The organism is Antarcticibacterium sp. 1MA-6-2 (genome assembly GCF_021535135.1).
Lineage (GTDB): Bacteria > Bacteroidota > Bacteroidia > Flavobacteriales > Flavobacteriaceae > Gillisia.
This window is the reverse complement of sequence record NZ_CP091036.1, coordinates 681,720-708,695: the sequence shown is the minus strand read 5'-3', so window position 1 is coordinate 708,695 and position 26,976 is coordinate 681,720. Positions and strand designations below refer to the sequence as shown.

Here is a 26,976-nt window from a genome sequence, read left to right as displayed (position 1 = left end):
CTTATTTTATGTTCTGCTTTCTGCTGAAAAATACTCCCTGATATCATCCCCGGATGGAGATTCAAACAACTTAAGTCCAAAGTAAGGAACAGCGGCTATTACATGATCAAAAATATCAGCAGAAATATATTCAAAGTTTTCCCATCTTTTGTCCCTGCTAAAACATAAAATCTCCAGGGGTATACCCATAGAAGTAGGGGCGAGGTGCCTTACAATTATATACATCTCTTTATGAACTGCAGAATGTTCGTGAAGGTAAGCATCTACATACTTTCTAAAGATCCCAAGGTTGGTTTGATTTCTTCCGTTTATTGGCAGCTCCTTATTAACATTATTTGATAGATTATATCTCTCAATTTCCTTTTGCCTGTGGTCCAGGTAAGGAGCAATAAGAGATATTCTTTTTAAAATTTCAAGATCATTAGAGTCAACAAATTTTACTGAACTCTGTTTAATAAAAATTGCCCGTTTAATCCTTCTACCGGGTGATTCCTGCATCCCTCTCCAGTTTTGAAAAGAATCTGCAATTAAACTGTAGGTGGGTATTGTTGTATAGGTATTGTCCCAGTTTTGAACTCTTACTGTGGCAAGGTTAATTTCCGTCACCGTACCGTCAGCTCCATATTTGCTGAAGGTAATCCAATCTCCAATTCGAACAATATCATTAACAGAAACCTGTATGGAAGCTACAAAACCAAGTATGGTATCTTTAAAAATTAGCAGCAGGATAGCCGAAGCGGCACCCAGGGAAATTGCGAAATTAATAACAGATCTTCCGGTGATTTCAGAAAAAATAAACATAATTCCCACCACCCATATAAATATAATAACAACCTGGATATAACTATCGATGGGTTTATCCCGGTACTCTTCCTGAATTTTGAGAAAATTCTTGGTAGTTCTTAATAAGCTTCTGCAAATCCATACCCCCAGAATAATTGCATAAATATTGACCAGAAGTTGTACTATCCCAAGTGTCCATTGGTGGTTAATAAGGATGTAAGGAATAGTATAATTTATCAGGATCAAAGGAAAAATTTGTCCTACATATTTGGGGAAGTTACTTTTAACCAGGAAATCGTCAAAAGTAGTTTTGGTTTTGTTTGTAAAGGCATTAAACGTTTCTATGACAAACCTTCTTATAATATAATTTATTATTATAACAAGTAGAACCAGTACAATTAGATTTATGAAGAGGTTAATATAACTTGCCACATAAACGTTCATTCCCTGACGTAAAAAATATTCTTCCAGAAAGCAAAAAACAGAGCTGAATTTGAAAAGGTCTTCCATACCTAAAGGTATTTCTTTTCAATATAAAAAGGACCAAACGGTACTACAGAACATGCTAAAGCAATAGCAAGAGTCTGCTTTTGCCAATTTAGGGGTTTGTACATAATAAATGCTCCCAGGACATAAGCCACAAATAAAATTCCATGCGCCATTCCAACAACCCTCACCATTTGAGGAAGATCAAAAAAATACTTAAGTGGCATAGCCAGAAAAAGCAACACTAAAAATGATATTCCCTCAAGGATACTTATCCATCTAAAAATTCTAATTTGATTTTCCAGACCCATATTTATAATTTTAGGGCAAAGATAAATTTTATAAAGTGAGTTTTGTAATGATTTGTATATATTAAAGCAGTAGAATATGTACCGTTTAATTATACATTAAATCTAATCTCTTATCAAAAAATAAAGCAATATTGAGCATTTTCCTTAATTTGCGCCCCCCAACAAATAACTATTATGAAAGGAAAAATATTAGTAACCGGAGGTCTTGGTTTTATAGGTTCTCACACTGTAGTAGAACTGCAGGAACAGGGTTATGAAGTAATAATTATAGACAATTTATCAAATTCTTCAATTGACGTTCTTGCGGGTATTACCAAAATCACGGGGAAAACTCCGGAGTATGAAAATTTGGATCTTCGCAATAAAGAGGCGGTTATTGATTTTTTTGAAAACCATAAAAATATTGAAGGAGTAATTCACTTTGCTGCCTCGAAAGCAGTTGGAGAGAGTGTAGAAAATCCGCTTTTATATTATGAAAACAACATTTCCACTCTGGTATACCTTCTTAAACAATTGAGCAAAAAAGAGCAGGCGAACTTTATTTTTAGTTCCTCCTGTACGGTTTACGGGCAGGCAGATGAATTACCTATAACCGAATCGGCTCCTGTAAAGCAGGCGATGTCTCCATATGGTAATACTAAACAAATTGGAGAAGAAATAATTAAGGATACCTGTAAAGTCCATCCTGATCTTAGAGCAATATCTTTGCGCTATTTTAATCCTATTGGCGCACATCCAAGTGCCGAAATAGGTGAATTGCCTATAGGTACTCCTCAAAACCTCGTTCCTTTTATTACCCAAACAGCTATTGGAAAACGAGAACAATTAGCAGTATTTGGAGATGATTATCCTACTAATGACGGTACGTGTATTAGAGATTACATTCACGTGATGGATTTAGCAAAAGCGCATGTAATAGCCCTGGAGAAATTGATGAAAAGTAAAACTTCAGAAAATTATGAGGTCTTCAATCTTGGTACCGGAAAAGGAAATTCAGTTCTTGAGGTCATAAAGACTTTTGAGAATGTTACAGGGGAAAATTTGTCCTATAGAATTACTAACAGAAGGGAAGGAGATATAACAGCTGCTTATGCTGATACCCACAAGGCGAATGAAGTGTTGGGATGGAAAGCAGAACAGGGCCTCAATGAGGCTCTTAGAAGTGCCTGGCAATGGGAACAGAAAGTGGCGCGGAAGGAAAAGCAAAATTAAAAAAGGCCCGGTTTAATTTCCGGGCCTCTTTCTTATGATGTTCCATTCACATAAAAAGCGTGAATTATTCCTGGTAACCATCCAAGTGCGGTTAATAGTAAACTTATTAAGAAGGTTGTACCCAGCCCATGTTTTAAAAACACGGCAAGAGGTGGTAGTAAAATATTTAAAATAAGAGTCATAACAGTTTTTTTTGGTTCCATTCTAATTTAAGCATCTTTTAATCCATTGTAAAAAATAGAATGGCCTTTAGTTTAACTTTAACTGGATTGGGACAGCTCGTTAATGTCCTTTAGCATATTTAAAAAATTATCTTTACCAAAAAATTAAAATGGGATTTTCATCACTAGGAGTATCAAAAGAAATAGAGAAAGGTTTGCTGGAAATGGGCATTGTAACTCCCACAAAGATTCAGGAAGCAGCAATTCCTGTTTTAACGACACAAAGAATTGATTTTATAGGGCAGGCGCAAACAGGAACTGGAAAAACTGCAGCCTTTGGACTCCCTTTACTTTCAAAAATAGATCCTTCAAAGGATTGGATTCAGGCTTTAGTACTGGCTCCAACCCGGGAACTGGGGCAACAAATTGCAAGACAACTTTTCAAATTCACAAAGTATTCTGACAAAGTTTTTACTGAAGCTGTTTACGGAGGCGAAAAAATTGATATCCAAATTAGCCGTCTTAACAGGCCTACCCATATAGTTGTAGCAACACCCGGAAGACTTCTCGACCTTTTGAACAAGAAAGCTCTTGACATTTCAAAGATAGAAACTCTCGTATTGGATGAAGCAGATGAAATGCTGAGTTTAGGATTTAAGGAAGATCTTTCCCGAATACTTAAAAAAACTCAGGGAAAGCGGAATGTCTGGCTTTTCTCTGCCACTATTCCAAAGGAACTTGATGAGATAATAAATAGTTATGTGTCACCTGATGCCTTGCGAATAAATATTGATAAGGAGGATGCTGTAAATACCGGAATTGAACATCACTATGTCACCGGGGACGATAATAATAAATTAGATACACTCACGCAATTTTTAAAATCACAGGGAAAAAATAGAGGTATCATTTTTTCTAGGACAAAAGCGGTGGCCAAAGTCCTGGCAAAACAATTGGCATCAAAAAATTATGAAGTGGGCCTTTTGGAGGGGGATATGCATCAAAAAGACCGCGATAAAGTTATGAGAGCATTTAAAAACAAAAATTTACGCCTCTTGGTGGCTACAGATGTTGCTGCAAGAGGAATTGATGTGAGTAATCTTGCTTTTGTAGTTCATTACCAACTCCCGGATCAGGTTGATTATTATACCCACCGAAGTGGCCGTACTGCCCGAGCCGGAAAAAAGGGTATTTCCCTTGTCTTAATTAACAACAAAGAAGTTAACCGTATTTGGGAGCTGGAAAAAACTTTGGGAATAAAATTTCTACGGATAAAATAAGTTATGCTTTAAAATGCTTGTATTTAGCCATCATAAACATATAAACAGCATATCCCACTAATCCTGCCGCTACCAATCCTAATAACCAGGCTCCATAAGAAGAATCCTGTAGAAAAGAAAAAGCTTCCCGTGTAGTTTTAATTTCTGAGGGGTTTGAAGTTATGGCCGCGTGTAAAGCAAAATATCCGGTTATGAGGAAGAGTACTCCTCTGGAGGCCAATCCAGTATATGCAGAATTTTTTATAGTTTTTCGGCGTTTTTCTTCACTTATAGATTTAAAGTCAAACTTCTCCATAAAATCTTTTTTGTATATCCTGATAAATTGATAAATACCCACCCCAATTATTATTAATCCTACGGCACCCAGTACATATAAACCAGTTTCTGTAGCAAGAAAAGATGAGGATTTCCCGGCACTGCCACCTGATCCTTGAGAACTTCCCGATCCAATTACCCTCCATATAGACATTGCAGCCAGACCAAGGTAAATTAATCCACTAATGAAATAGGCAATTCTTTTAACTGTACCTTTTTTATCCTCTCCAATACCTTCAGGATCCTGAATAGATTGTACAAATCTCCAGGCTGCATAACAAAGTAAACCTAATCCAAGGATAATTAATAATACATTTCCAAAAGGCTGTTCGTCCAAAAATTTCAAAACCTGCAATTGTCCTGCCTTTTGCCCGCCCAGGTTAAAAGCAGCTAAAAAAGTGAGAACACTTAGTAATTCCGTAAACACTTCCTTTAGCTATATAACCTGCCCGGGCCATTTTTTTCAACTTCCTGTCCATTTCAATTTTATTTTTGGTTAGTATTTAAAAATAGGGGAAATAGAGGAGGCCGAAGCAGAAATTATAAATACTTTAAGTATTTAAATGAGAAAAATGGAAATTTACACCATTTCGAAGATTACGAGTGCGTAGAGATAGAATCTTACGAATCTTAATAAGCCAAACATCAGATAACTCATAAATGGAAATCTTATAAAACCTGCAGCAATACTTGTCATCGCAAAAGGAATGGGCAATAAAGCTCCCACAATAATTAGAAAACCACCCCACTTCCTGGTATTTTTTATATGCTTCGCAAGGTTGAGCTCCATCTGTATTTTTACAGCGGGGATTTTAGTAATAGATACTCCAATGAAATAAGAAACTATACCTCCAAGATAAGAGGCAGTAGCTAACAGGGTGAGGTAAAATATAGGATACAGAGATTTTCCAGCCCAAGCTATAAAAAGCTCAGGTGGTACAAGCCCCAGGAGGGATTCTGAAAGAAAGAAAACTCCCAATATTCCTGCTGGAGGATAGGTTTCCGTAATGGTAACCAATAACTTATTAAGGTCAATTACAAAGTAATCCAGGGCAAGGATGGCTGCAATGAAAAGTATTATAGGAATAATAGCTTTTTTTACGCTTTTACCAACAAACGAATAAAAACTAGGTATAGCTATAATACTGGTGCAACAATCTCCAACGAGGCTTTTTTTGAGATTTCTCATCCTTGTTTTTCATTCACCTTTATAATTTTAAGAGGGTTCTTTTAAACAAAAGGCCAGGTGAAAATGTTTAAAAAAGAAATATGACGTTATATTAATTTTCTTCTGCATACTCCTGTAGAGCTCTGCTATACTCCCGTAAATCTATCTCGTTATTTTTAATGGAAGTATCACTCATTAGAGAAAGAAGGTAATCAAGACTTTCTTCAGGATTAATTTCTTGTGAAGCAGTAGATTCTTCATTTTCATCTAAAGGTTCATCATCGGGAATTGGAATATCAAAGGTTTGGTATTCTTCTATATGCTCGTAAGTAAGACGAATCACTTTTGCCAGCAGGGGATCTTCATCTTCCACTGCATATGGACGAAGCTCCTTTAGATCGTCAACAATAGTGTTTATAATAAGTCCATTGCGCATTAAATCACGCTGAATTTTATCGAGTAATTTTTGTCCTTTTGGATTTTTCAAGTTTTCCTGATTTTATATATGATTTCAAATTTCTTTTTCAAAAAGCACCTGCTGCTTGTTTTTGAAGCAGCTGCAAAGTTAAGGGTTTAAAGCTTTTTCAAAACATTTTTGGGTAATTTTTATCAAACTATTTCGATCTCTGATAATTTAATATTCTTTATAAAGAGAGCTATTTTTTGATAAGAATTAACAATTAATTAGAACCAAATATTTCTAAGCGATAAGGTTCTTTAGTAGTTTTAAGGATTAAATAAAAAGTATTGAATATGAGATCATTTGAAGGAAAAGTTGCCCTTATTACGGGTGGGAGTAAAGGTATTGGATATGGTGTGGCAGAAGCACTGTTAAACCTGGATATGAGAGTGGCAATTACAAGTCGAAGTGAAGATTCAGCAGTGAATGCTGCAAAACAACTTACTCAATTAGGAAGGGGTAGAGTACTGGGACTTGTAGCAGATGTTAGAAATTATGAAAGCCAGCAGAAGGCTGTAAACGTTATAATGGAAAAATGGGGTCAGCTTGATGTTGTGGTGGCGAACGCAGGAATAGGACATTTTGGCTCTATTGAGGATCTTAGCCTGGAGGAATGGCAAAATACTATCGACACAAACCTTAGTGGAGTTTTCTACAGCATAAAAGCTGCACTTCCTGCACTTAGAAAATCACAGGGATATGTAATAACCATCTCAAGTCTTGCAGGCACTAATTTCTTTGAAGGAGGAGCGGCTTATAATGCAAGCAAATTTGGGGTCACAGGAATGACTCAGGCTATCATGCTGGATGTGAGAAATCATGGGGTGAAGGTAAGTACAATCATGCCGGGATCTGTTGCTACTCATTTCAATGATCACGAACCTTCAGATAAAGATTCATGGAAAATCCAAAAAGAGGATATCGGGGATTTGGTAGTGAGTCTTCTCCGAATGAATCCGAGAGCACTTCCCAGTAAAATTGAAATACGACCTTCCCAACCTCCTCAAAAATAAGTTTGTATTTTAGATAAATGAAAGGTGTATAAATCAGATTTCCGAATTATACACCTTTTATCATTGAATAATATTTCCATAAGGTATAAAATGCCGGGTGCGTTAACCCTTATGTATCATTTTAGCCTGCCTGTCAACTAATTCTGCAATTTCATTATAAACCTCTTCCTGTAAAAAGTGTTTGGAGGGAAGTAAAGAAACTTCTTTTATTCCTGCTATCTCTTTAATTTCCTCCCCGTAATGTTCGTATTTTAAAGCTGGGTCATCTGCGCCCCAAATCGCTTGTATAGGATATGAAACCTGTTTTACTGCCCTATAACACAGCTCCCTGTCCTCATTGGTACCGGGAAAATTGCGCATGATCTTCAAAAATGCTTTTCCGTTATCTTCTTTCTTTAGTAGGTCCACATAAGCTTTTTGCTCTTCCGCCGGAATTTGGTGAGCATTGTTAACCCCCATTTTGGAGAACATTACGGGCCAGGTAGCGTGAGTGATCATTGCCAATTCTGCTTCACCTAATATTTTTTTCTCGAAAGGTCTCATCACCAAAGGCTTTTCAAAATTGACCACATCAATCCAGGTGTTTAAAATAGTAAGAGAAGCTACTCTAAAATTATTATTTGCGGCAAGAGCAAAACCTATTGGTCCACCTAAATCATGTACGATTAGATGAAATTTTTCAATTCCCAGTATGTCAATTGCTTTAATTAAAAAATGAGCAAAATTTTTAAAGTCATAGCTATAGTTTTCCGGGCGTTCTGAAAATCCGAGTCCGGGAAGATCTACTGCAATTGCTCGATAACCTTTATTGGCCAGAAAGGTTACAACTTTTCGATACAGGAAAGATGAAGTAGGCACGCCATGTATACAAATTACTGCTTCCCCGCTTCCTTTTTCAAGAACAAAGGTTTTAATTCCATTTATTTCTATATACCTGCCGGAATTTTCATGTTCCTTTAGTACTTTTTCGACATCCCTACTTTCAGTTTTGCTCATCTTCTTCAATATTTACTTTAAGATAAGTTCTCAATTTTCAAAAACAAAAATTCTCCAGCTAAATAAAAGTTAAGGTTATCCTGAACTAATTCCAGCTTCACTTACATTATAAAACTCTGGTTTATAAATAATTAAATTGTGACAAAACTGATGTTTAATTGAATTTAAATTTCTTGATTTGTAGATTAGGGTAAATTTAAATGGATAGTAGTATGAATACGTACCATATAAATCGGAGACTACAGAATGTGCTGACGTACTTTTTTGTTGCAAGCCTCCTTTTTGGGCTCTTCTCCTGTAAGAACGAAAAGAAAAATCAAACTGAGACAGAAAGTAAACAAACTACACAAGATTCAACAGATGCAATGAAGACAGCAGGAAAGGTTAGGGAACGAACTTTTACAGGCGACATTTCACCAATTAATACTGAGATAAACGGCAATACTGAAGTTAGTGGAACAGTAAAACTCCGATTAGAGGGAAATTTAATGAGGATTGTCGTTACTGCTGAAGGACTTGCACCCAATATGATGCATATGCAACATTTACAAACTTCAGAAGCAGGGAAAAATACTCAATGTCCCGGTAATAATGCAGACTCCAATAATGACGGAATAGTTGATGTTACTGAAGTTTCCCCAAATGCCCGGGGAATTTATATGATCCCTTTGCATATGGGACCATCTTCTTTGGATATGATGGTGGACACTTATCCCAGAACAAATGTGAATGGGGAAATGTATTTTACCAGGACGATTAGTCTTGATAGCCTAAGAGAGGCAGTAGGTGAAAGTTACAAAATGACCGATCTTGACTTTACCAGGTTTAATTATGTAGTCCAGGGCGTTAGAGAAGGAACCGATATACCATTGACCGCCCAAACTGTAACTAAGCATTGCTATGAATTTAAGCATTCCCGTAGGTTGTGCAAGGCTGGAAGAATGATTTTAAACACACAAATCCTCTGAAATCCACCAATTTGATGGCTTATTATATCTATTTTTACAATAGTTTCTCATTATTTTTCCAGGAATAGTAACTTTTAGCAACCGTAATTTAACCATGGTTTATAGTATCTATAAATTATTGATAATTAGGGTTTAAGCTAATTCGTAAATAGGTAGAATTGTAGAAAGAGAGCAGTAGAAAGTAATAAATAATAAAATTCAAATTTTCTTTTCCTCCGGGTTTTTTTCTTATTTTGAGAGTATGAAACCAGCCCTAACTAAAACCTTAATCTATGGAAAGGAAAATTACTATTATGCTGGCTTTCTTATTCTTAACTAGCGCATGTTCTCACGATGGACCCCCGGCCCGGGAAAATATGCTGAAAAACAAAAGTTTTGTTTATTTATTTTTTAGTACAGAAGAAGAGTGCCGGGAAAACCAACCAGAACCTGATTTTTTTCAGAATTGCCACCAACAGGTAGATTTCTACAAAAACAACGTAGTAGAAATCATGCTTACAGACATTATTCACAGAGGAACTTATGATGTTATTGGAAATGTAGTAATCTTACAGTTTGAACCAACTGCCGAAATACCTGACGGTATAATTCTTTTCGAAATTATTAATGGTTCTAAATTGTTTAAAACCGACAATAAGACGATGTGGAAAAAAGTGTCAGGAGATTCCATCTGGAAATAATTAATTAAAAAACGAACTACCTGTTTTAGAGCAGGTAGTTCGTTTTTTTATTGATCAAATTTTTACAACCATTTTACCCTTATTTTTACCTTCAAAAAGGTCTATAAAGGCTTGAGGAATATTTTCAAAACCTTCTACAATTGTTTCAGAATATTTTAATTTATCCTCCTGTAGCCAGGTTGAAAGTTGTTTTATAGCTAAGTCCAAAATCTTTGAGGTAATCCCTCACAGTAAAGCCTTGCATTAATACGCTTTTCTTAATTAAAATACCTTCCGGACGAGGTCCCGTGGGAATTTTGGTGTTATTATATTGAGAAATTGCTCCACAATTTATAACTCTTCCAAACTTATTGATATTGGCGAGGGCGGCGTCTAAAATTTCTCCTCCAACATTGTCAAAATAAACGTCAACTCCATTAGGACAGGCTTTTGAAACAGCAGCTTTTAAATTATTTTCAGCTTTGTAATTTAGTCCTTCATCGAAGCCCAAACTGCCGGAAATTTCATTAATTTTTTCGTCACTTCCTGCAATACCTACAACCCTGCAACCTTTTAATTTACCAATTTGACCCACAATACTTCCTACAGCACCTGCTGCGCCCGAGACTAGTAAGGTCTCTCCAGGTTGTAGCCTTCCAATTTTCTCGAGTCCCAGGTAAGCTGTTATTCCTGTTAATCCCAAAACTCCAAGAAACGCAGATAGGGGTGCACGATCTGGATTAACTTTATTTAAACCGTTTCCTGTAGAAGTTTGTACCAGTTTCCATTTTAGCATCCCGCTTACATATTCTCCCTGTTTAAAATTGGAGTTTCTGGATTCTATAATTTCAGCAACTATGGCCGATTCAATGGGTTCATCAAGATTAAAGGGTGCTATATAAGATTTCTCATCCCTCATACGACCTCTTAAGTAAGGATCTACAGATACATAAATACTTCTTAATAAAATTTCTCCATCATTTATTACTGGTTCCTCTGATGCTTTAATCTCAAAGTCCTGCAAAGAAGGTTTTCCTTCAGGACGTTTCTTTAAATAAATACTTTTATTCATAGTCTTATTATTGTAGTTCAATAATGGAAAATACGGTATTTCCTTCGTATTTTCTAATCCTGATGGGAATGTATTAACCCTTATTTTAATTATATTCTGTTGTTTTTAAACAATAACAATTAGGATATTCGCATTTGGTTATAACTTTGCCATAGAAAAATCTCCAACATTAGTCTTTGTCTTTGAACTTATCATTCTCTCATATTATTCCTGCACTTTCCAAATTTTTCAAAAGTACAGACTTTGTCAAGGGCTGCATTTTAGGTACTGCAATTACATTGCCTATTGCAGTTGGTGTACAGCTGGAGAAATTTGAAATAGGCCTGGCTATTTCTCTTGGAGCTTTACTTAGTTCTCCCAGTGATGTTAGTGGCAGCCAAAGGCATAAGAATTATGGGATTTTTCTATCGGCTATTTGGGCAGTGGTAGGTAGTTTGGCAGGAGGATATTTTATAAAAGATTCTTTGTATGGGTTACCTATTCTGGGCCTGGTTACTTTTTGCTTATCCTATGTTTCAGTTTTTGGTTTCCGGGCTTCTTTTATAAGTTTTTCAGGACTTTTCGCTCTGGTGCTTTCTTTTGCTAATATATCTAATGTTCTAGAGATCTATGAACGTGCATTAATAATAGGAGCCGGGGGATTATGGTATCTCTGCCTTTCAAATCTTTGGCACTGGTTTTATCCAAAAGCCCACACAGATGAAAACCTGGCAGATACTTTTGATCTTACTGCGCAATATCTTCAGGTTAGGGGTAAGCTTATTTCCCAAAAGGAGGATCGAAGCGATAACATCCTTCGCCTTCTTGAACTTCAAACAAGTATTAATGAGAAACACGAAGTTCTTAGGAATATCTTAATATCATCAAGGACCACTTCCGGAAATTCCAATTTTGAAAGAAAAAGGCTTCTTGTACTAATCCAATTAATAGATATTCTTGAACAGGCTATGTCACACCCGGTACATTATGAAACTATGGACAAGCTTAGGGAAAAATACCCCGGTTTAATTGAGAAGTTTGAACACCTCAATTTAAAAATGGCAGAAAGTCTTCGTTCTTTGGGAGCATCAATTTCAACAATTCACAACCTAATCAAATTTAATTTAAATCTTCGATTAAAAGATATAAATCAAGCGATTTTAAGTACCCTTCAAGGCGATGAAGAAGATTATGTAATTCTCCAGAATTTACATGATTACCAGGAAAAGCAAGTGCACAAAATTTCAGAAATAGAACGTCTTCTTCAAAATCCAGATCTTCGGAAGATAAAATTCATGAGGAAGGACGAAGCGGTAAAATTTATTACACCCCAGGAATACGATCCTAATTTACTATTAGAAAACTTCAGCTTTAAATCATCTGTTTTTAAACATTCGCTTCGTATAGCTATAGTTGTAATGGTGGGTTTTATTGTAGGCGCTTATTTTGCTTTACAAAATTCTTACTGGATACTCCTAACGATAATTGTCATTATGCGGCCCACTTATGGGCTCACGAAAACCCGCTTCAGGGAAAGGACCATAGGAACTCTTATAGGAGCTGTAATAGCCACAGGAATTGTTTTACTTACCCATAACCTTATATTGTATGCGATTTTAGGAATACTATCGCTAATCCTTGCCTTTGCAATGTTACAGAAGAATTATCGCGCATCTGCAGTATTTATTACTTTGAGTATAGTGTTTGTCTATGCATTGTTAGAGCCTAATGTAATAAATGTTATAAAATTTAGGGTAATTGATACAATTATTGGGGCAGGGCTTGCCGCTTTAGGAAATACCTTTCTCTGGCCTTCCTGGGAAATTTACGGGATAAAATCTGTGATCGCAGATAGTGTTGCTGCTAACAGGGAATATTTTAAGGAGGTAATAAAATATTATCAGGAAAAGGGAAAAATTCGTACCTCCTACAAGCTTTCACGGAAGCAGGCCTTTTTAAAAATGGGAGATTTAAGTGCTGCTTTCCAACGTATGACCCAGGAACCTAAAAGGAAACAACACAACCTTGATAAATTTTATGAACTTACAGCACTTAATCATAATTTCTTATCTTCACTGGCCTCCATGGGAACCTACATTCAAAATCATACGACTACCGAAGCCTCCGGGCAACTTTTAAACTATGCTGCCGGGATAGGAAAGCACCTCGAAAACTCCCTTGCAGTTTTAAATTCACAAAATAACTTTTCTCAACAAAAAGTTGAAAAACAGGAGGAAGCTGAAGAATATTTCAGGCAAAATTATAAAAGCCTTCAAATTAATGATAGAAATTCAGGTATATCTACAGGCCCTTTTCATGAAAAAATTACAGGAAGCCCAATTAATTTATGAGCAGTTAAGATTGCTTCAGGATATATCAGTAAAACTTGAAAAAGCTATTTTAAAAATTGACCTGGAGTTAAAATGATTAAGAAAGCTTTAAAAAAATACCTATCTACGTTAAAAAAGGAACAACTGGAGGAGCAGGTAATGGATCTTTACCAAAGATTTGGAGATGTGCGTACCTTTTATAATTTCATATTCAACCCCAAAGAAGATAAACTTGTAGGCGAGGCAAAATTTAAAATCTCGAAAGAATATTTCCCGCCTAATAAACGCAGGGCAAAAGCACGGCGCTCTATCGCTCACAAACAAATTAAAAATTTTCTTACTCTGGGAGTAGAGCCTACTTTGGTAGCAGATCTAATGCTCTATAACATTGAAATTGCTCAGACTTACAGTGCAGATAATCGCTTAATTCCGGATGCCTTTATAAAAAGCATTTTCAAATCTTTTGAGCAAGCTGTTGATTACATAATTCAAAATGGTTTAACTTCCCAATTCGTTGTAAGAATACTAAAAGTGAAAGAGGAAGCTAAATTTCAAAGATGGAATAACTCCGAAAAATTTGAAGCTCTTTTGGACAAATTTGAATGATTAGATACGGGGACATTAATTATACTTTGGAATTGATGACAAGATGGTTTTTCTTACTCTTTCTTTTTTGTTCCTCCCCACTTATGGCCCAACTTGGTTTTTGTGAAGGAAGTAAAGGAGATCCAATCTTTCAGGAAACATTTGGTACAGGTGACAACAGTGGTCCCGCATTGCCATCAAACGCTACAAGCTATACCTATGTAACTGGAGATCCCAGCGATGGACAATATACTATCTCTAACAGGATCGGGCAGAACATTCCTTCCTGGCACTCTTATTTTCCCTCTGGTACAGAGTCTAATGGAAAGGCACTTGTAGTTAATGCCAGTTATACATCTGGACAATTTTACAGAACTGAAATTGTCGAGTTTGTGTGAAAATTCGAGCTACGAATTTTCAGCTTATCTATTAAATGTACACGACCCCGGAAGCGGTGTTTGTCCTAATGGAGGAATTCCCATTAACGTGCGGTTTGAAATTTGGGATGAGACTGATACTAATAAATTAAAAGAGGGGAGTACAGGAACTATAAACTCCAGTTTTACCCCAATCTGGAAGCAATATGCTTTAACTTTTCAAACTGTCGCGGGACAAAATTCTGTAATCCTAAAGATGTTCAACAACGGGGAAGGCGGTTGTGGTAATGATTTAGCTATTGATGATATTACCTTTAGATCCTGTGGAGATTTTACTGAAGTGTTAACCGTGAGTGGTGAAAACTCAGTGACTATTTGTGCTGAAGATACTCCACAAAGTTTTACTCTTGAAGCCACTCCCGACTTTTCTGTGTATACCCAACATTTTTTTCAGTGGCAGGAAAGCCTTCAAAACGAAATCTGGACAGATATACCGGGTAAGACAGACGCCGTTTTTGTTACTCCTCAATTGTCCTCTTCAAAATATTATCGAGTCAAGGTAGCAGAAGCTGAAGTAAACCTGGCGAATAATTTATGTAGTTCTGTCTCAGAAGCTTTTTTTGCTGAAGTAATAGAAACCCCTAATCCTCCTGTAAGCTCTGGTGATGTTGTAATTTGTGGTAATGCTGAAATATCTTCCTTAAGAGTGAACGTTTCTTCAGGAGAAGTTGTGAACTGGTACGATGCAGCTTCAGGAGGAAATCTTTTAAGCGCAGGAACTTCTTCGTTTTTACCCACAGAAGAAGGCACCTATTATGCTGAAGCTGTAAAAAATAGTTCCTGCGAACCAAGTTCCCGTACTGCAGTTACTCTCACAATAAATTCTGTTCCTGAAGTGGAGGATGAAATCCTGCAGTTGTGCAGCGAAGGATCCTTAGAGCTAAATGCGGGAGTGGGAAATATGAATTATCTATGGAGTACAGGAGAAACCAGTCAAAGTATAAATACTATGGTTGCAGGAAATTTCAGAGTTACCATAACCACACAGGAAGGTTGTAGTATAAGCAAGAACTTTGATGTTGTACCTGTGGAAGTTCCGGTTATTCAACAAGTTAGATCAGAGGGTAGTACAGTAATAGTTGAACTGGAAAATCCCGAACGCTTTGAATTTTCTTTGGACGGTACGAATTTTCAATTATCAAATGTTTTTAATTCTGTAAGGGGCGGTATATATACGGCTTATGTAAGGGATCTTCAGCAGTGCAATACGTTAAGTCTTCAATTTCCTCATATTGTGGTATCCCAATTTATTACTCCAAATAATGATGGGTCTAATGATTTCTTCGAGCTAAGAGGGGTGGAGTATTTTGAATTTTCAGAAATAAGACTTTTTGACCGTTATGGGAAATTGCTGAAGAGCGGAAAGGGAGTGGGCTTCAGGTGGGATGGTACTTTTAATGGACGACCATTACCTGCTGAAGATTATTGGTACGAAATACTTATAGAGGGTTTCAGAAACATCAAAGGACATTTTAGCTTAGTTAGGTAGATAAACTTTTATGTTTTTAATCCTTGAGAATTCAGCGTCACCACGAACATTCCTGTGAATATTATAAGCATAATAGCTTCAAAAGAGATATTCAGGTCTAATAAAAATCCTACTAATAAGGGACCTAATGCAGTACTAAAAACTATGAACATGATAAAATACCGCGTATTGCATTCATTTTATCGGTTTCATACATCTCGGCTATAACTGCTGTTTTTTACGGTTCCGCCTATGCCCAAAGTAATGCCTGCAAGAATTAAAATTATAAGCGCACAATACTCTCCATAAAAGCAAAAGGTAATATTCCGAGGGTCAATAGAATTAGGAAATACCTAAACATAACTTTTGCAGTGAATTTATCTACCCACATTCCACCAAAAATGGAGAAGAAAAAACCGGGTTACGGCATAAACAGTAAAAATAGCAGCATAAAGGTGAACGGATCAATATAAATAAAAAACCACCCCGTTTAGAGGTGGCAAATTAAAAATGAAAAAAGGATTATTTTTTATCCTTCTTTTGGTTTCCGCTTTGTGAACCGCTTTTTGCAGGTGCTTTCTTTTGATCTTGTTTAGAGTCCTGCTTTTTGTCAGATTTTTGATTCTGTGCCATGATTAAATTTTTAAAATGGTTAATAAGTACTAAAGTAGCCCGAAATCATTTTCGCAAGCTTCTGATTAGTATATTTTTAACAACGCTAAAGCTGTTAAACTTTTCTTCTGAAAAAGCCATGGAAATGTGAAGAATTAAGTATTAGATATTTCTAATAAATTGGGGAAGACTTTCTTTCAGTTACTACAGAAAGCTTAAATTTGAGTACGATAAACCTATGTTGGGAATATGACTCGCAAAAAAATCATTCAGCTAATCCAGGAACAAAAACAGTTACCCAATCTCAAATATGCCATTAAGGAAAAAACCGAAGCTTTTACCAAATTATTATTTTACACTTTGTTTGACGGGGGTACGCTACAGAGAGGAAAATATTGATAAGCTGGAAAAGGACTTCAAGGAACTTGCGGAATTGGTATGTTGGGAACCTGGGAGTAGCTGCAAAGAAATCTGGGAATCGTATTTAGAAAAATTACCTAAGATACTGGAGAAACTTAATGAGGATGCCCGTGCAATAACCGATAATGACCCTGCAGCTAACTCTCTTGAAGAAGTTTACCTTGCATACCCTGGATTTTTTGCTATAGCTATTTACAGGCTTAGCCACGAATTCTATAAGATAAATGTTCCACTGGTGCCTCGTCTTATGACAGAATGTGCCCATAGACTTACGGGGACTGATATTAATCCCGGTGCCGAAATTGGGGTTCCATTCTTTATAGACCATGCAACCGGGGTTGTGATTGGAGAAACAACGGTAATAAAGGATAATGTTAAGATTTACCAGGGAGTAACTTTGGGAGCTTTATCTGTAGAACGAGGCCTGCGAAATACTAAACGGCATCCCACCATCGAGAATAATGTAACTATATACGCAAATGCAACTATTTTAGGTGGTAAGACAACTGTGGGAGCCAATAGTATTATAGGCGGAAACGTTTGGTTAACATCATCTGTTCCCGAAAATTCAATGGTATCTCATAACCCCCAGATCAATATTAAAAACACAGCAAAAACATGAGTAACTCTATTCTTAATCTCATAGGAAACACTCCTTTAGTAGAGACTACCACCTTAATTAAAAATCCTAAAGTTACTTTACTGCTTAAGCTGGAAGGGCAAAACCCGGGAGGGAGTGTAAAAGATCGTGCCGCTTACAATATGATAAAAAGTGCATTAGACCGGGGGGAAATTACAAGGGAGACGAAATTAATTGAAGCAACGAGTGGAAATACTGGAATAGCATTAGCAATGATCGCAGGAATTTTCAAATTAAACATCGAGTTGGTGATGCCCGAGAATTCTACCATTGAAAGGGTGCAAACTATGAAAGCTTATGGTGCTAAAGTTACTTTAACATCTGCTGATTCGGGAATAGAAGGAGCCAGGGATTATGCTGAAGAAAAAGTTGAAAGGGAAAAGCTTTTTATGATCAATCAATTCAGCAACAACGACAATTGGCAGGCACATTATAAAACCACGGGTCCTGAAATATGGCGGGATACTAATGGCCAAATCACACATTTTGTTTCATCCATGGGTACAACCGGAACGATTATGGGAACCTCGACTTTCCTTAAAGAAAAAAATTCACAGGTCCAAATAGTAGGAGTACAGCCCGCAGATGAAGCAAAAATTCCAGGCATTAGAAAATGGCCGGAGGCTTACCTTCCAAAAATATTTGATCCTAAAAAAGTTGATAAGGTATTGGAGGTGACTGAAGATGAAGCAAAAGAGATGACACGCCGCCTCGCTAAAGATGAAGGAGTTTTCGCGGGAATGAGTAGTGGGGGAGCTACTGCTGCAGCGGTACGACTATGTGAGGAAATTGAAGAAGGAGTGGTAGTTTCAATAATTTGTGACAGAGGTGACAGATACCTTTCTTCTGATCTTTTCGGGTAAAAAGCTGTTTGGAAAAGCAGATAATAATTAGGGACAATATTCTTTTTTAGTTAATCCAAAACAGTTCAACAAATATTAATTATCTGCAATTATTGTACTTCTTTCAGGTCATATGTTTATAGCTTTAGAATCTTATTTGTTAACTACTTCCACTTTATAAATTTCATTGTCAATTCAATCCTTTTGACCTGCTGCCACATATGTATAATCAACTAAATCCCCACCTTGATTATTCAAAAAAATCTCATTCCGCAGAGCCACTTGCATACACGCATTTTTAAAAAATGATATACCAGTTTTTACTATTAAGAATGCAGGTGTTTTCTATCCATTTCTTTACGTAATAGAGAGTTAATAAACTTTGAACTGACTCTTTTTCGAGCTTTTTCAAAAGAATACATTCTCTAAGAAAATGATGAGTTTGTAAAAATGTTCCCGTTCATAAACCTTTGTTTAATGAACAGGGGGAATAGTAGAAAAAATAAATATTACGCCTTTTAATGAAGCCAGTATTAGGGAGTTGGTTTAGGAAAAGCTTTTCTGGCGATGTGTAAATTAAAGGTAATAAAAATGAATATTTAGCCTTCAGAAAAAATCATTTTTTTAATTTTTGCTCAGGATTTTCATTTTAGCCTAAAAATCTGCTATTTTTGCAAAATTGCTATTTAGATAAGAGATATGAGCGTGGAGACCTTTGGACTTGAAGAAAAAAAGAATGACAAAACATTATACGATTACCAGCAGGTAGATATAAATAAGATATTTAATGTAATTGATGCCCATCCCCAAAAGTATAACCTACTATACCAGCTACCCACGGGTGGAGGTAAAACAGTTATATTTTCTCAGATAGTCAGGGAGTATATCCAGCGCTATAACAAGAAGGTCCTTATTCTCACCCATAGGATTGAATTGTGTAAGCAAACATCAAAAATGCTATCAGAATTCGGGGTCATTAATAAAATAATAAACAGTAAGGTAAAGGAATTGCCAGATCAGGAAGAGTATATGTGCTTCGTGGCAATGGTAGAAACTCTGAATAACCGTCTTCACGATGAAAAACTGGAGATATCTGATATTGGAATGGTAATTATTGATGAGGCCCATTACAATTCTTTTAGGAAGCTCTTTAAATTCTTTTCCAACTGCTTTATTCTGGGAGTTACAGCGACCCCGCTAAGTTCAAATATTAAACTCCCTATGAAAGACAACTATAGGGAATTGATAGTGGGAGATTCAATTTCATCTCTTATAGATAAAGGTTTTTTAGCCAGGGCAAACGTATATAGCTATGATGTGGGGCTACAATCTTTAAAAGTTGGTATTAATGGGGATTATACTGTAAAATCTTCAGAAGAGCTGTATTCCAATATGTCGATGCAGGAGAAGTTGTTGAGTGCTTATATGGAAAAATCTCAGGGGAAGAAGACGCTAATCTTCAATAACGGAATTAACACTTCCAAAGAGGTATATGAAACCTTCCGCAATGCTGGATTTCCGGTAAGACATTTAGATAACACCACCAGTAAACAGGACCGGAAACAGATCCTTAAATGGTTTAAGCATACCCCCGATGCCATTGTAACTTCGGTAAGTATTCTTACCACAGGATTTGATGAACCTTCAGTAGAAACAATTATTCTGAACAGGGCGACAAAATCGCTTACGCTGTATTTCCAAATGATAGGACGTGGCTCCAGGGTGTTACCGGGAAAAAGTGAATTTACAGTTATCGATCTGGGAAATAATATGGCCCGTTTTGGACATTGGAGCTCACCCGTTGACTGGAAACAACTTTTCCGTTCACCCGATTTCTATTTTGAAAGCCTCTTGAGCGACGAAGAAATTGAAAGGGAATTCAAATATGTTATGCCGCCCGATCTACGGAAGCAATTTGCAAATTCAGATAATGTAGATTTTGATGTGGAAGAGGCATATGATGATGTCATAAAAAGGGGTTTAAAATCCAAAGCCGTCCTGGATTGGTCTATGGAGCAACATGTGAAAATGTGTGTTGAAAATAGCGAAGATGTTTTTGATGCCAGGATACTTGCAAAAGAGCTTAAGGATGATATTTCTTCGCGAATAAAACAATACTCTTACTGTATTAGTAAAAGCACAAAAAATTACAGGGAATGGCTGGAAGAGGATTATTCCAGAAGATTGCGCCTTGAAATTAATAAAGAGTTTTAGACAAAATTTAATTTGCAAAGAAGGCGTTATTATTATCTCATAAAGATCCAGTATTTAGGTTACTACTTCACGGATGGCAGCGACAGCCTAATTTTAAAACCGTTGAAGGACTAATTAAGAAAACCCTGAAATTTGTACTTCCCGGGCAGCAAACCAAGATCCTTGGCAGCAGCCGTACAGATGCCATGGTATCTGCAAATGAATCTGCTTTTGAATTGTTCCTCGAGGAGACGCCTTTAAATAATTTATTGTCTTTTCTGAAGTATTTTAATGAAAATCTTCCACCGGACATAAGAGCGTTACAGATTGAAGAAGTAGATGCTGATTTTAATATTATTCAACATCCCAAACAAAAAGAATACTTATACCTGTTTTCCTTCGGAAGTAAAAATCATCCTTTTTGTGCTCCGTTAATGGCCAATTTTCAGAACGATTTAAATATTAGAAAAATGATGGAAGGAGCCAACTTATTTGAAGGGGAACACTTCTTTAAAAATTATACCGTAGAACCCTCTGAAAACGGGAAGTTTTTACGAACGATAACTACTTCAGAAATTGTAGAAAACACTGTTTATACAGCTAATTTCTTCCCCGAGAAGAGCTATATCTTTAGAGTGAAGGGCAGTGGATTTTTGCGGTACCAGATCAGGTTAATGATGGGAACTTTGATCCAGCTGGGAAAAGGAGAAATAGAAGTTTCAGATATTAAGGAAAGCCTGAAAGAAGGGAACGAAATGCTCATCAATTATATAGCTCCTGCTTCGGGACTTATTTTGAATAAAGTGGATTTTCAGGAAGTGGATCCACCCCAATCTTCGACCACCCATCGATGAGAGGCATCACCACCCCGGTCTTCGACCACCCCTCCATAGGAGGGGAATTTAAAACAGGTTCCTTATATTCCCCTCCGCCGGAGGGGTGCCCGCAGGGCGGGGTGGTCCTTCCTGCGCTGGAAACACCTTCAACTATAATGTTTAATTATAAACTCTTCCAATTCCCGCATGACGTTATGAATATCAAATTTTATTCTTGTAGTTGGAATACGGAAAATCTTTAATCCTAGTTTCAATAAATATTTCTCTCTTCGGGCGTCATACAATTCTTTCCCCTTGTGACTGGAACCATCAATTTCTATTATCAGGCTTAAAGACTTTACGTAAAAGTCAACGATATAATTTCCTATAATTTTTTGTCTGTCAAAATCAATTTTGTAAAATTTTCGACGATGAACCTGCTTCCAAAAGATAACTTCAGGCAGATTTCCGGCTTTTCGTAAAGCCACAGCTCTGGATCTTAATGCCGGATTGGCTAGGTAGGTTTGTAGTGAAGTCGCGGTATACAGGTATAGAATTGATAGTGGTTAAAATGATTCTTTCTCTCTCTTCGGCTCCTGAGGTCGTATCTTGATCCATCTACTTAAGGTAGTGAGAAAAAAGTAATTCGACCACCCCTCCGGAGGAGGCACTGTCCACCCCGGTCTTCGACCACCCCTCCAAAGGAGGGGAATTTTAAAAACGTGTACTTATATTCCCCTCCGCCGGAGGGGTGCCCAACGGGCGGGGTGGTCCTTCCTCCGCCGGAGGGGTGCCCAACGGGCGGGGTGGACAGTGCCTCCTCCGGAGGGGTGGTCAACGGGCGGGGTGGTCATTTTGTACCGTAAGCGAACATTACTCCTCCTTTTCCAGGATAGCCAGTGAGAATTTTATAGTATTATAATCGATCGCTTCTTCAAAGTGTTCAAAATAGGCTCTTAAGGTGTCAGGGTTATTCAAATCTTCTTTTGCTTTCCTTACTGCTTCAAGATCTTCTTTGGACACAAGGCGATGCACATCAATGTCTTCGCCATCAGAATATAATTTAGATAAATGCGAATAAATAGTTGTTGTGGCCAGTTCACGTTTTTGGGAAATTTCTTCCACACTTAAGCCTTCGTTATACAATTTCCGGGTGAGCATATAGGTATTGCCTTTTTCTTTTTTCTTCGGACTTCTTTTTTCCTTTGAATATGCAATGATCTCTTTAATGAAACTATACCCGTAATCCTGCATCTTTTTCTTTCCAACACCAGCAATTTGAATGAATTCCTCATCGGTCATAGGACGCGATTTTTCCATTTCCTTAAGCGTGGCATCACTAAAAATATGGTAGGCAGGAATATCTTCTTCTCTTGCAATTTTCAGCCTTAATTGTCTAAGTTTTTCAAATAATCCGGAAGCTTTTCCTTTTGCCTCATCAGTGGATTTCTGCAGATCTTCAATAGTTTTTTCAGGAGCTTTTGCCAGTTGCACTTTTCCGCTTTCAAAAAGAACTTCCCTCGCCAATGAGGTTAGCCTTAAATGATTGTGAAGGTGAAAAGCTATTTCTATATATCCTAAGTTTATTAGCTGAATAATGAACTGCTGCCAGTCTCTCCAGGATATGTCTTTACCAACACCATGTGTTTTGAGCTCCTGGTAATTTTTCTCTAAAACTGCTTCATTCTGGGAGCCACGAAGAATATCAATAACTGTTGTAATAGGTTCTTTACCTTTAATTCTGTAAATGCAGGAAAGCGCCTTTTGAGCTATAACAGTACCATCAAAAAATTCTGGGGGATTTCTGCAAATATCACAGTTGCCGCAATCTTCCTGCTTAAGTTCTCCAAAATAATTCAGCAATATTTTCCTCCTGCAGGTCATAGCTTCAGAATATTGTTTCATCCTGTCGAGCTTTGCCAGCTGCACCTCTTCATTTTTTGAGTTTGCAGCGAATTTTTGCAGTTGTACCACATCAGCATAACTGTGGAACAAAAGAGTTTCAGAAGGTAGTCCATCTCTTCCTGCCCGGCCTATTTCCTGGTAGTAACCTTCCAGGTTTTTTGGCATGTTGTGGTGGATCACCCAGCGGATGTTCGATTTGTCTATTCCCATTCCAAAGGCAATAGTTGCACAAATAATTTGCTTCCTGTCGTTTATAAAATCGTCCTGAATTTCTATCCTTTCCTGATGTCCAAGATAGCGTGGTAAGCTTCAGCTTTAATGCCTTTGGCCTTTAATCGGGCCGCAATTTCCTCAGTATTCTTTCTGCTAAGGCAATAAATAATTCCACTTTCATTCCTTCTGGCTTCAACAAATTTCAGAATTTGATCAAATCGCTTAATTCCCGGCCTTACTTCCAGGCTCAGGTTTTTCCGGTCAAAAGAGGCAATGTGTTTTTTCGCTTTAGGAATATTGAGCTGGTTTACAATATCCTTTCTCGTGGCTTTATCAGCCGTGGCAGTTAATGCAATGACAGGGGTAGAGGGGAAGCGGCTTTTGAGATAACCTAATTGTGTGTAAGCAGGCCTAAAATCATGACCCCAGCTGGAAATACAATGGGCTTCGTCTATTGCTATGAGACTAATTATTCCCGGATTAACAAATTTGTCAATTATTTGAAGACTTTCCGGAGCTACGTAAACTAATTTCAATTCGTTATCCTGAATTTTAGAAAAGATCTCCTGATGTTCACTTTCACTCTGGCTACTATTAAGAAATGCAGCGGGAATTCCATTGGCAGTAAGACCGTCTACCTGGTCTTTCATTAAAGCAATTAATGGGGAGATGACGAGCGTGATCCCCGGAAGCAAAATTGCAGGAAGTTGATAACAAATCGATTTTCCTCCTCCTGTAGGCATGATGACCAGATTGTCTTCACTTAAGCAAAAACTGAATCAATGATCTTCTTTTGAAGAGGCCGGAAAGTATCATAACCAAAATATTCTTTAAGGGTCTTTAAAAGTTGTTCTGCTTCCATTTTGCAAAGATATTATTCTGAAATCACAAACCCTTCCGCAGCAAGAATTAATCCTACCGGAAAATCGCCACAGCTGCTGTTCAAAAGAATTATTACATTTATAAAAATTTAGTTTTTATGGTTAAACGTACGAGGCTTTTATTAAGGAGGCCCAAAAATACCAAAGCTTTAAATCAGGCGCCGGGAACTGTAACCTACATTGGAAGGAAGGAATCTGTGGAAACCCGGTTGGAAGTAATTGATTATAATAAAGAGAGCTTTGATCGCTACACCTCCTTAAGGCCCGAAGACGCCTTTAATTTTGAGAGTGATGATAAGATCACCTGGATCAATATTGATGGGCTGAGTAATACTGAGGAAATAGTGAAATTAGGTAGGTATTATGAGCTTCACCCTCTCATCCAGGAGGATATCGTAAATACAAATCAACGCCCAAAAATCGATGAATATCAGGATTACATCTTTTTAGTAGTAAAGATGCTTTACTTTCCTAAGGACGTAACAGATAAAAATAATGGCTCCCTTATAAGTGAACATCTGAGTTTTGTTGTAGGAAAGGACTACGTCTTGTCTTTTCAGGAGGCAGACGGGGATGTATTTGATAACGTTAGGGAGAGGTTGGCCAACTCCAAAGGGCGTCTTCGAAGTAATGGATCAGATTATTTATTATTTGCCCTTCTGGACGCTATTATTGACCAATATTTTGAAGTGGTAGATGTAATAGGTGATAAAATCGAATTGCTTGAAGAAAGTCTTTTTCAGTCTCAGCCCAATGATGACATTACTTTTGAGATCCAGGAATTGAAACGAACGATCCTTAGGATTCGTAGGGCAGTATTTCCTTTAAGGGAAGTTTTGAGCAGGCTCGAAAAATTGGATAGTGATTTTATAGATGAGAAGACAAGGAATTATTTTCGCGATCTTTATGACCACGTCATCCAGGTTTCAGAAAATATTGAGATCTACAGGGAAATGACATGGGGCCTGATGGATATGTATATGACGACCATTAGCAACAGGATGAACGAAGTAATGAAGGTGCTTACAATTATAGCTACTATCTTTATTCCTCTTACCTTTATTGCGGGCATTTATGGGATGAATTTTGAATATATGCCTGAGTTACAGTGGGAATACAGCTATTTTATATTATGGGGTATTATGTTACTCATTTTTTTGATTATGCTTTACTATTTCCGAAAAAAGAAATGGTTATAGACTCACTCTTACGTTCAAAATTTAAGTTTTATGAAAAATATATTTTTAAGCTCTCTTTGTTTCACTTTAGTTTTAACCTCCTGCAAATTCGAACCTCAAACAACGGGGGAAGAAGTTGTAGAAAATCCTTTAAAAATGAACCCGGTGTACATAGGAACTTATACCAAAAAAGAGGGCCATGTTGATGGACAGGCCGTAGGTATTTACACAATTTATCAGCAGCTGTAACAGGAGCTTTGGCATTTGGAGACACAGTTGCTACAGTTACAAATCCTTCTTTTGTAAAAACATCTGCAGATAATAAAAATTTGTATGCGGTAAGTGAACTGGGACCAAACGATGGCGAAGCAGGATTTGTGTACTCCTACAAAATCAATGATGATCACAGCCTCGAGGAATTAGGGCGAATTTCTACAGAGAGCTATGCACCCTGTCACATCGCTGAAGACAGGAAGGGTAAGTACATTTTTGTTGCCAATTATATGGGGGGAGTTGTTATGATGTATGAGAAAAAAGCAGATGGAAGCCTTGAGAAGAAACAGAAAATAGTTCTTGAAAATCCGGAAAAATCACATCCACATTCGGTAAATATTTCTGAAGATAATAAGACTGTATATGTAACAGATTTAGGGAATGATCGCATCTGGATCTTTAATCTTAATGAAATCAAAGGGCTACTGGAACCACATAAAAACCCTTTTATACAACTAATACCAGGTGCAGGACCCCGACATTTTGCTTTTTCAAATTCTTTTGAATACGCCTATTCTATTAACGAGTTAAACGGAAGTGTGAGTGCTTTTAAATTAAGGAACAGTGGAGAATTAGAACATATTATGGATATTTCTTCTCTACCAGAAAATTTTGATGGAGAAAATTCTTCTGCAGATATTCACATTCATCCTTCAGGTAAATTTTTATATGCATCTAATAGGGGGCATGACAGTATCGTGACCTTTAAAATAGATGAAGAAACAGGTAAATTAGAAACTGTTGGATTTACTTCTACTGAAGGTAAAGCACCGAGAAATTTCGCGATTTCCCCTGGAGGAGATTTTTTATACGTAGCTAACCAGAACACACATAATATTGTAGCGTTTAGAATTAATTCTGAAACAGGACTTCCTCGATCCATGGAATTGGAATTGGAAGTAAAATCACCCGTATGTATTGAATTTCTGAATTAGAATTCTTGCAGGTATATTTAAATTGGACCATCGACATGAGCTGGTATTTTTTATTTAAGAATAGGTTGAGCTATGCGTGGTAAATCCTAAGGAAATTCGGTAGAATTAGTTTTTAATGTAAACGACCATACCAAACCTGATCTTACAAACTCACTATTGCTCTTTACTAAACTACTAGAATTAAAGGTGATAAAGTGAAGGACTTCTGCGCAAATGGAAGAAATTACGAAAAACCAGGAATTAAAGTGTATTTAAAATCTGGCAATATAGAAGCAGGTGTAGAATAAGTATTGAGAAAAATTATCTGTAGAGTAGCAATATTTTTATTGATTTAATCTAACCTTATTTTCCCATTATAATAGTCTAAATATCAGGAGTCAACGGTG

22 protein-coding genes and 4 pseudogenes are annotated in these 26,976 nt (G+C 36.9%); 16 read left to right on the top strand and 10 right to left on the bottom strand.

The features are described from left to right. Positions 1-6: 6 nt before the first annotated feature. Together LZ575_RS03590 and LZ575_RS03585 are read right to left on the bottom strand one after the other, a co-directional pair. A complete protein-coding gene (locus LZ575_RS03590) occupies positions 7-1,293 on the bottom strand; it encodes a mechanosensitive ion channel family protein (RefSeq protein WP_235328534.1) in 1,287 nt (428 codons plus the stop codon). 2 nt (positions 1,294-1,295) lie between these two features. Then, the gene (locus tag LZ575_RS03585; RefSeq protein WP_235328533.1) at positions 1,296-1,580 is read right to left on the bottom strand and encodes a DUF3817 domain-containing protein; all 285 of its coding nucleotides are present in this window, start codon (positions 1,578-1,580) and stop codon (positions 1,296-1,298) included. Positions 1,581-1,754: 174 nt separating this feature from the next. On the opposite strand from LZ575_RS03585, the gene galE reads away from it, so the two are divergent. Beyond that, positions 1,755-2,792, top strand: a complete 1,038-nt coding sequence (gene galE / locus LZ575_RS03580) for a UDP-glucose 4-epimerase GalE (RefSeq protein ID WP_235328531.1) — start codon at positions 1,755-1,757, stop codon at positions 2,790-2,792. 32 nt (positions 2,793-2,824) lie between these two features. Here the strand turns inward: galE and LZ575_RS03575 are convergent, their stop codons facing one another. Further along, complete coding sequence (locus LZ575_RS03575; protein WP_235328529.1) at positions 2,825-2,974, bottom strand: YqaE/Pmp3 family membrane protein; 150 nt, start codon at positions 2,972-2,974, stop codon at positions 2,825-2,827. 149 nt (positions 2,975-3,123) lie between these two features. Here LZ575_RS03575 and LZ575_RS03570 point away from each other — a divergent pair, with 149 nt between their 5' ends. Beyond that, on the top strand, positions 3,124-4,233 hold the full coding sequence (locus LZ575_RS03570; RefSeq protein WP_235328527.1) for a DEAD/DEAH box helicase: 1,110 nt from the start codon (positions 3,124-3,126) through the stop codon (positions 4,231-4,233). A gap of 1 nt (position 4,234) precedes the next feature. Here LZ575_RS03570 and LZ575_RS03565 read toward each other — a convergent pair whose 3' ends face one another. The 3 genes and pseudogenes from LZ575_RS03565 to LZ575_RS03555 form a co-directional block, all read right to left on the bottom strand. Then, the gene (locus LZ575_RS03565) at positions 4,235-4,975 is read right to left on the bottom strand and encodes a DUF1206 domain-containing protein (protein ID WP_235328497.1); all 741 of its coding nucleotides are present in this window, start codon (positions 4,973-4,975) and stop codon (positions 4,235-4,237) included. Between the two features lie 153 nt (positions 4,976-5,128). Continuing rightward, positions 5,129-5,750: pseudogene (locus LZ575_RS03560) on the bottom strand (YqaA family protein). 78 nt (positions 5,751-5,828) lie between these two features. Next, positions 5,829-6,203: a hypothetical protein gene (locus tag LZ575_RS03555; RefSeq protein ID WP_235328495.1), complete on the bottom strand. Its 375-nt coding sequence runs from the start codon at positions 6,201-6,203 to the stop codon at positions 5,829-5,831. Between the two features lie 266 nt (positions 6,204-6,469). Here LZ575_RS03555 and LZ575_RS03550 point away from each other — a divergent pair, with 266 nt between their 5' ends. Continuing rightward, entirely contained in the window at positions 6,470-7,189 is a 720-nt protein-coding gene (locus LZ575_RS03550) for an SDR family oxidoreductase (RefSeq protein WP_235328493.1), read from the top strand. A gap of 102 nt (positions 7,190-7,291) precedes the next feature. Here LZ575_RS03550 and LZ575_RS03545 read toward each other — a convergent pair whose 3' ends face one another. Then, positions 7,292-8,185 carry an alpha/beta fold hydrolase gene (locus tag LZ575_RS03545; protein ID WP_235328492.1) on the bottom strand — a complete coding sequence of 298 codons (894 nt, stop codon included), beginning with the start codon at positions 8,183-8,185 and terminating at the stop codon, positions 7,292-7,294. 248 nt (positions 8,186-8,433) lie between these two features. On the opposite strand from LZ575_RS03545, the gene LZ575_RS03540 reads away from it, so the two are divergent. Then, positions 8,434-9,153, top strand: coding sequence for a hypothetical protein (locus tag LZ575_RS03540; RefSeq protein ID WP_235328490.1), 720 nt, complete (start codon positions 8,434-8,436; stop codon positions 9,151-9,153). Positions 9,154-9,425: 272 nt separating this feature from the next. Beyond that, positions 9,426-9,833 (top strand): hypothetical protein, encoded by a 408-nt coding sequence (locus LZ575_RS03535; protein ID WP_235328488.1) that lies wholly within the window; start codon positions 9,426-9,428, stop codon positions 9,831-9,833. A gap of 54 nt (positions 9,834-9,887) precedes the next feature. Here LZ575_RS03535 and LZ575_RS03530 read toward each other — a convergent pair. Then, positions 9,888-10,884 (bottom strand): annotated as a pseudogene (locus LZ575_RS03530) (NADP-dependent oxidoreductase). 182 nt (positions 10,885-11,066) lie between these two features. Here LZ575_RS03530 and LZ575_RS03525 point away from each other — a divergent pair. The 8 genes and pseudogenes from LZ575_RS03525 (at position 11,067) to LZ575_RS03490 (ending at position 21,244) form a co-directional block, all read left to right on the top strand. After that, the gene (locus LZ575_RS03525) at positions 11,067-13,214 is read left to right on the top strand and encodes an FUSC family membrane protein (protein WP_235328486.1); all 2,148 of its coding nucleotides are present in this window, start codon (positions 11,067-11,069) and stop codon (positions 13,212-13,214) included. Between the two features lie 72 nt (positions 13,215-13,286). Beyond that, on the top strand, positions 13,287-13,799 hold the full coding sequence (locus tag LZ575_RS03520) for a DUF6155 family protein (RefSeq protein ID WP_235328484.1): 513 nt from the start codon (positions 13,287-13,289) through the stop codon (positions 13,797-13,799). Then, complete coding sequence (locus tag LZ575_RS03515; protein ID WP_235328482.1) at positions 13,796-14,176, top strand: hypothetical protein; 381 nt, start codon at positions 13,796-13,798, stop codon at positions 14,174-14,176. The genes LZ575_RS03520 and LZ575_RS03515 overlap by 4 nt, the downstream gene beginning before the upstream one ends. Beyond that, positions 14,121-15,704, top strand: coding sequence for a T9SS type B sorting domain-containing protein (locus LZ575_RS03510; protein WP_235328480.1), 1,584 nt, complete (start codon positions 14,121-14,123; stop codon positions 15,702-15,704). The genes LZ575_RS03515 and LZ575_RS03510 overlap by 56 nt, the downstream gene beginning before the upstream one ends. Positions 15,705-16,544: 840 nt before the next feature. Continuing rightward, positions 16,545-17,337, top strand: a pseudogene (gene epsC, locus LZ575_RS03505) (serine O-acetyltransferase EpsC). Beyond that, positions 17,334-18,218, top strand: coding sequence for a cysteine synthase CysM (gene cysM / locus LZ575_RS03500; protein WP_235328478.1), 885 nt, complete (start codon positions 17,334-17,336; stop codon positions 18,216-18,218). Before epsC ends, cysM begins: the two are co-directional and overlap by 4 nt. A 678-nt stretch (positions 18,219-18,896) precedes the next feature. Next, positions 18,897-20,411 (top strand): DEAD/DEAH box helicase, encoded by a 1,515-nt coding sequence (locus LZ575_RS03495; RefSeq protein ID WP_235328476.1) that lies wholly within the window; start codon positions 18,897-18,899, stop codon positions 20,409-20,411. A 185-nt stretch (positions 20,412-20,596) separates the two neighbouring features. After that, on the top strand, positions 20,597-21,244 hold the full coding sequence (locus LZ575_RS03490) for a tRNA pseudouridine(38-40) synthase TruA (protein ID WP_311195950.1): 648 nt from the start codon (positions 20,597-20,599) through the stop codon (positions 21,242-21,244). A gap of 128 nt (positions 21,245-21,372) precedes the next feature. Here LZ575_RS03490 and LZ575_RS03485 read toward each other — a convergent pair whose 3' ends face one another. Further along, entirely contained in the window at positions 21,373-21,693 is a 321-nt protein-coding gene (locus tag LZ575_RS03485; protein WP_235328474.1) for an endonuclease domain-containing protein, read from the bottom strand. A 385-nt stretch (positions 21,694-22,078) separates the two neighbouring features. Beyond that, positions 22,079-24,185, bottom strand: a pseudogene (recQ, locus tag LZ575_RS03480) (DNA helicase RecQ). Between the two features lie 117 nt (positions 24,186-24,302). On the opposite strand from recQ, the gene corA reads away from it, so the two are divergent. From corA to LZ575_RS03465, 3 genes are read left to right on the top strand one after another with little or no spacing between them, the layout of a single operon-like run. Continuing rightward, positions 24,303-25,403, top strand: coding sequence for a magnesium/cobalt transporter CorA (gene corA / locus LZ575_RS03475; RefSeq protein ID WP_235328472.1), 1,101 nt, complete (start codon positions 24,303-24,305; stop codon positions 25,401-25,403). A 30-nt stretch (positions 25,404-25,433) separates the two neighbouring features. Further along, complete coding sequence (locus tag LZ575_RS03470) at positions 25,434-25,631, top strand: hypothetical protein (RefSeq protein ID WP_235328470.1); 198 nt, start codon at positions 25,434-25,436, stop codon at positions 25,629-25,631. An 8-nt stretch (positions 25,632-25,639) separates the two neighbouring features. Then, on the top strand, positions 25,640-26,590 hold the full coding sequence (locus LZ575_RS03465) for a lactonase family protein (protein ID WP_235328468.1): 951 nt from the start codon (positions 25,640-25,642) through the stop codon (positions 26,588-26,590). Positions 26,591-26,976 lie beyond the last annotated feature (386 nt).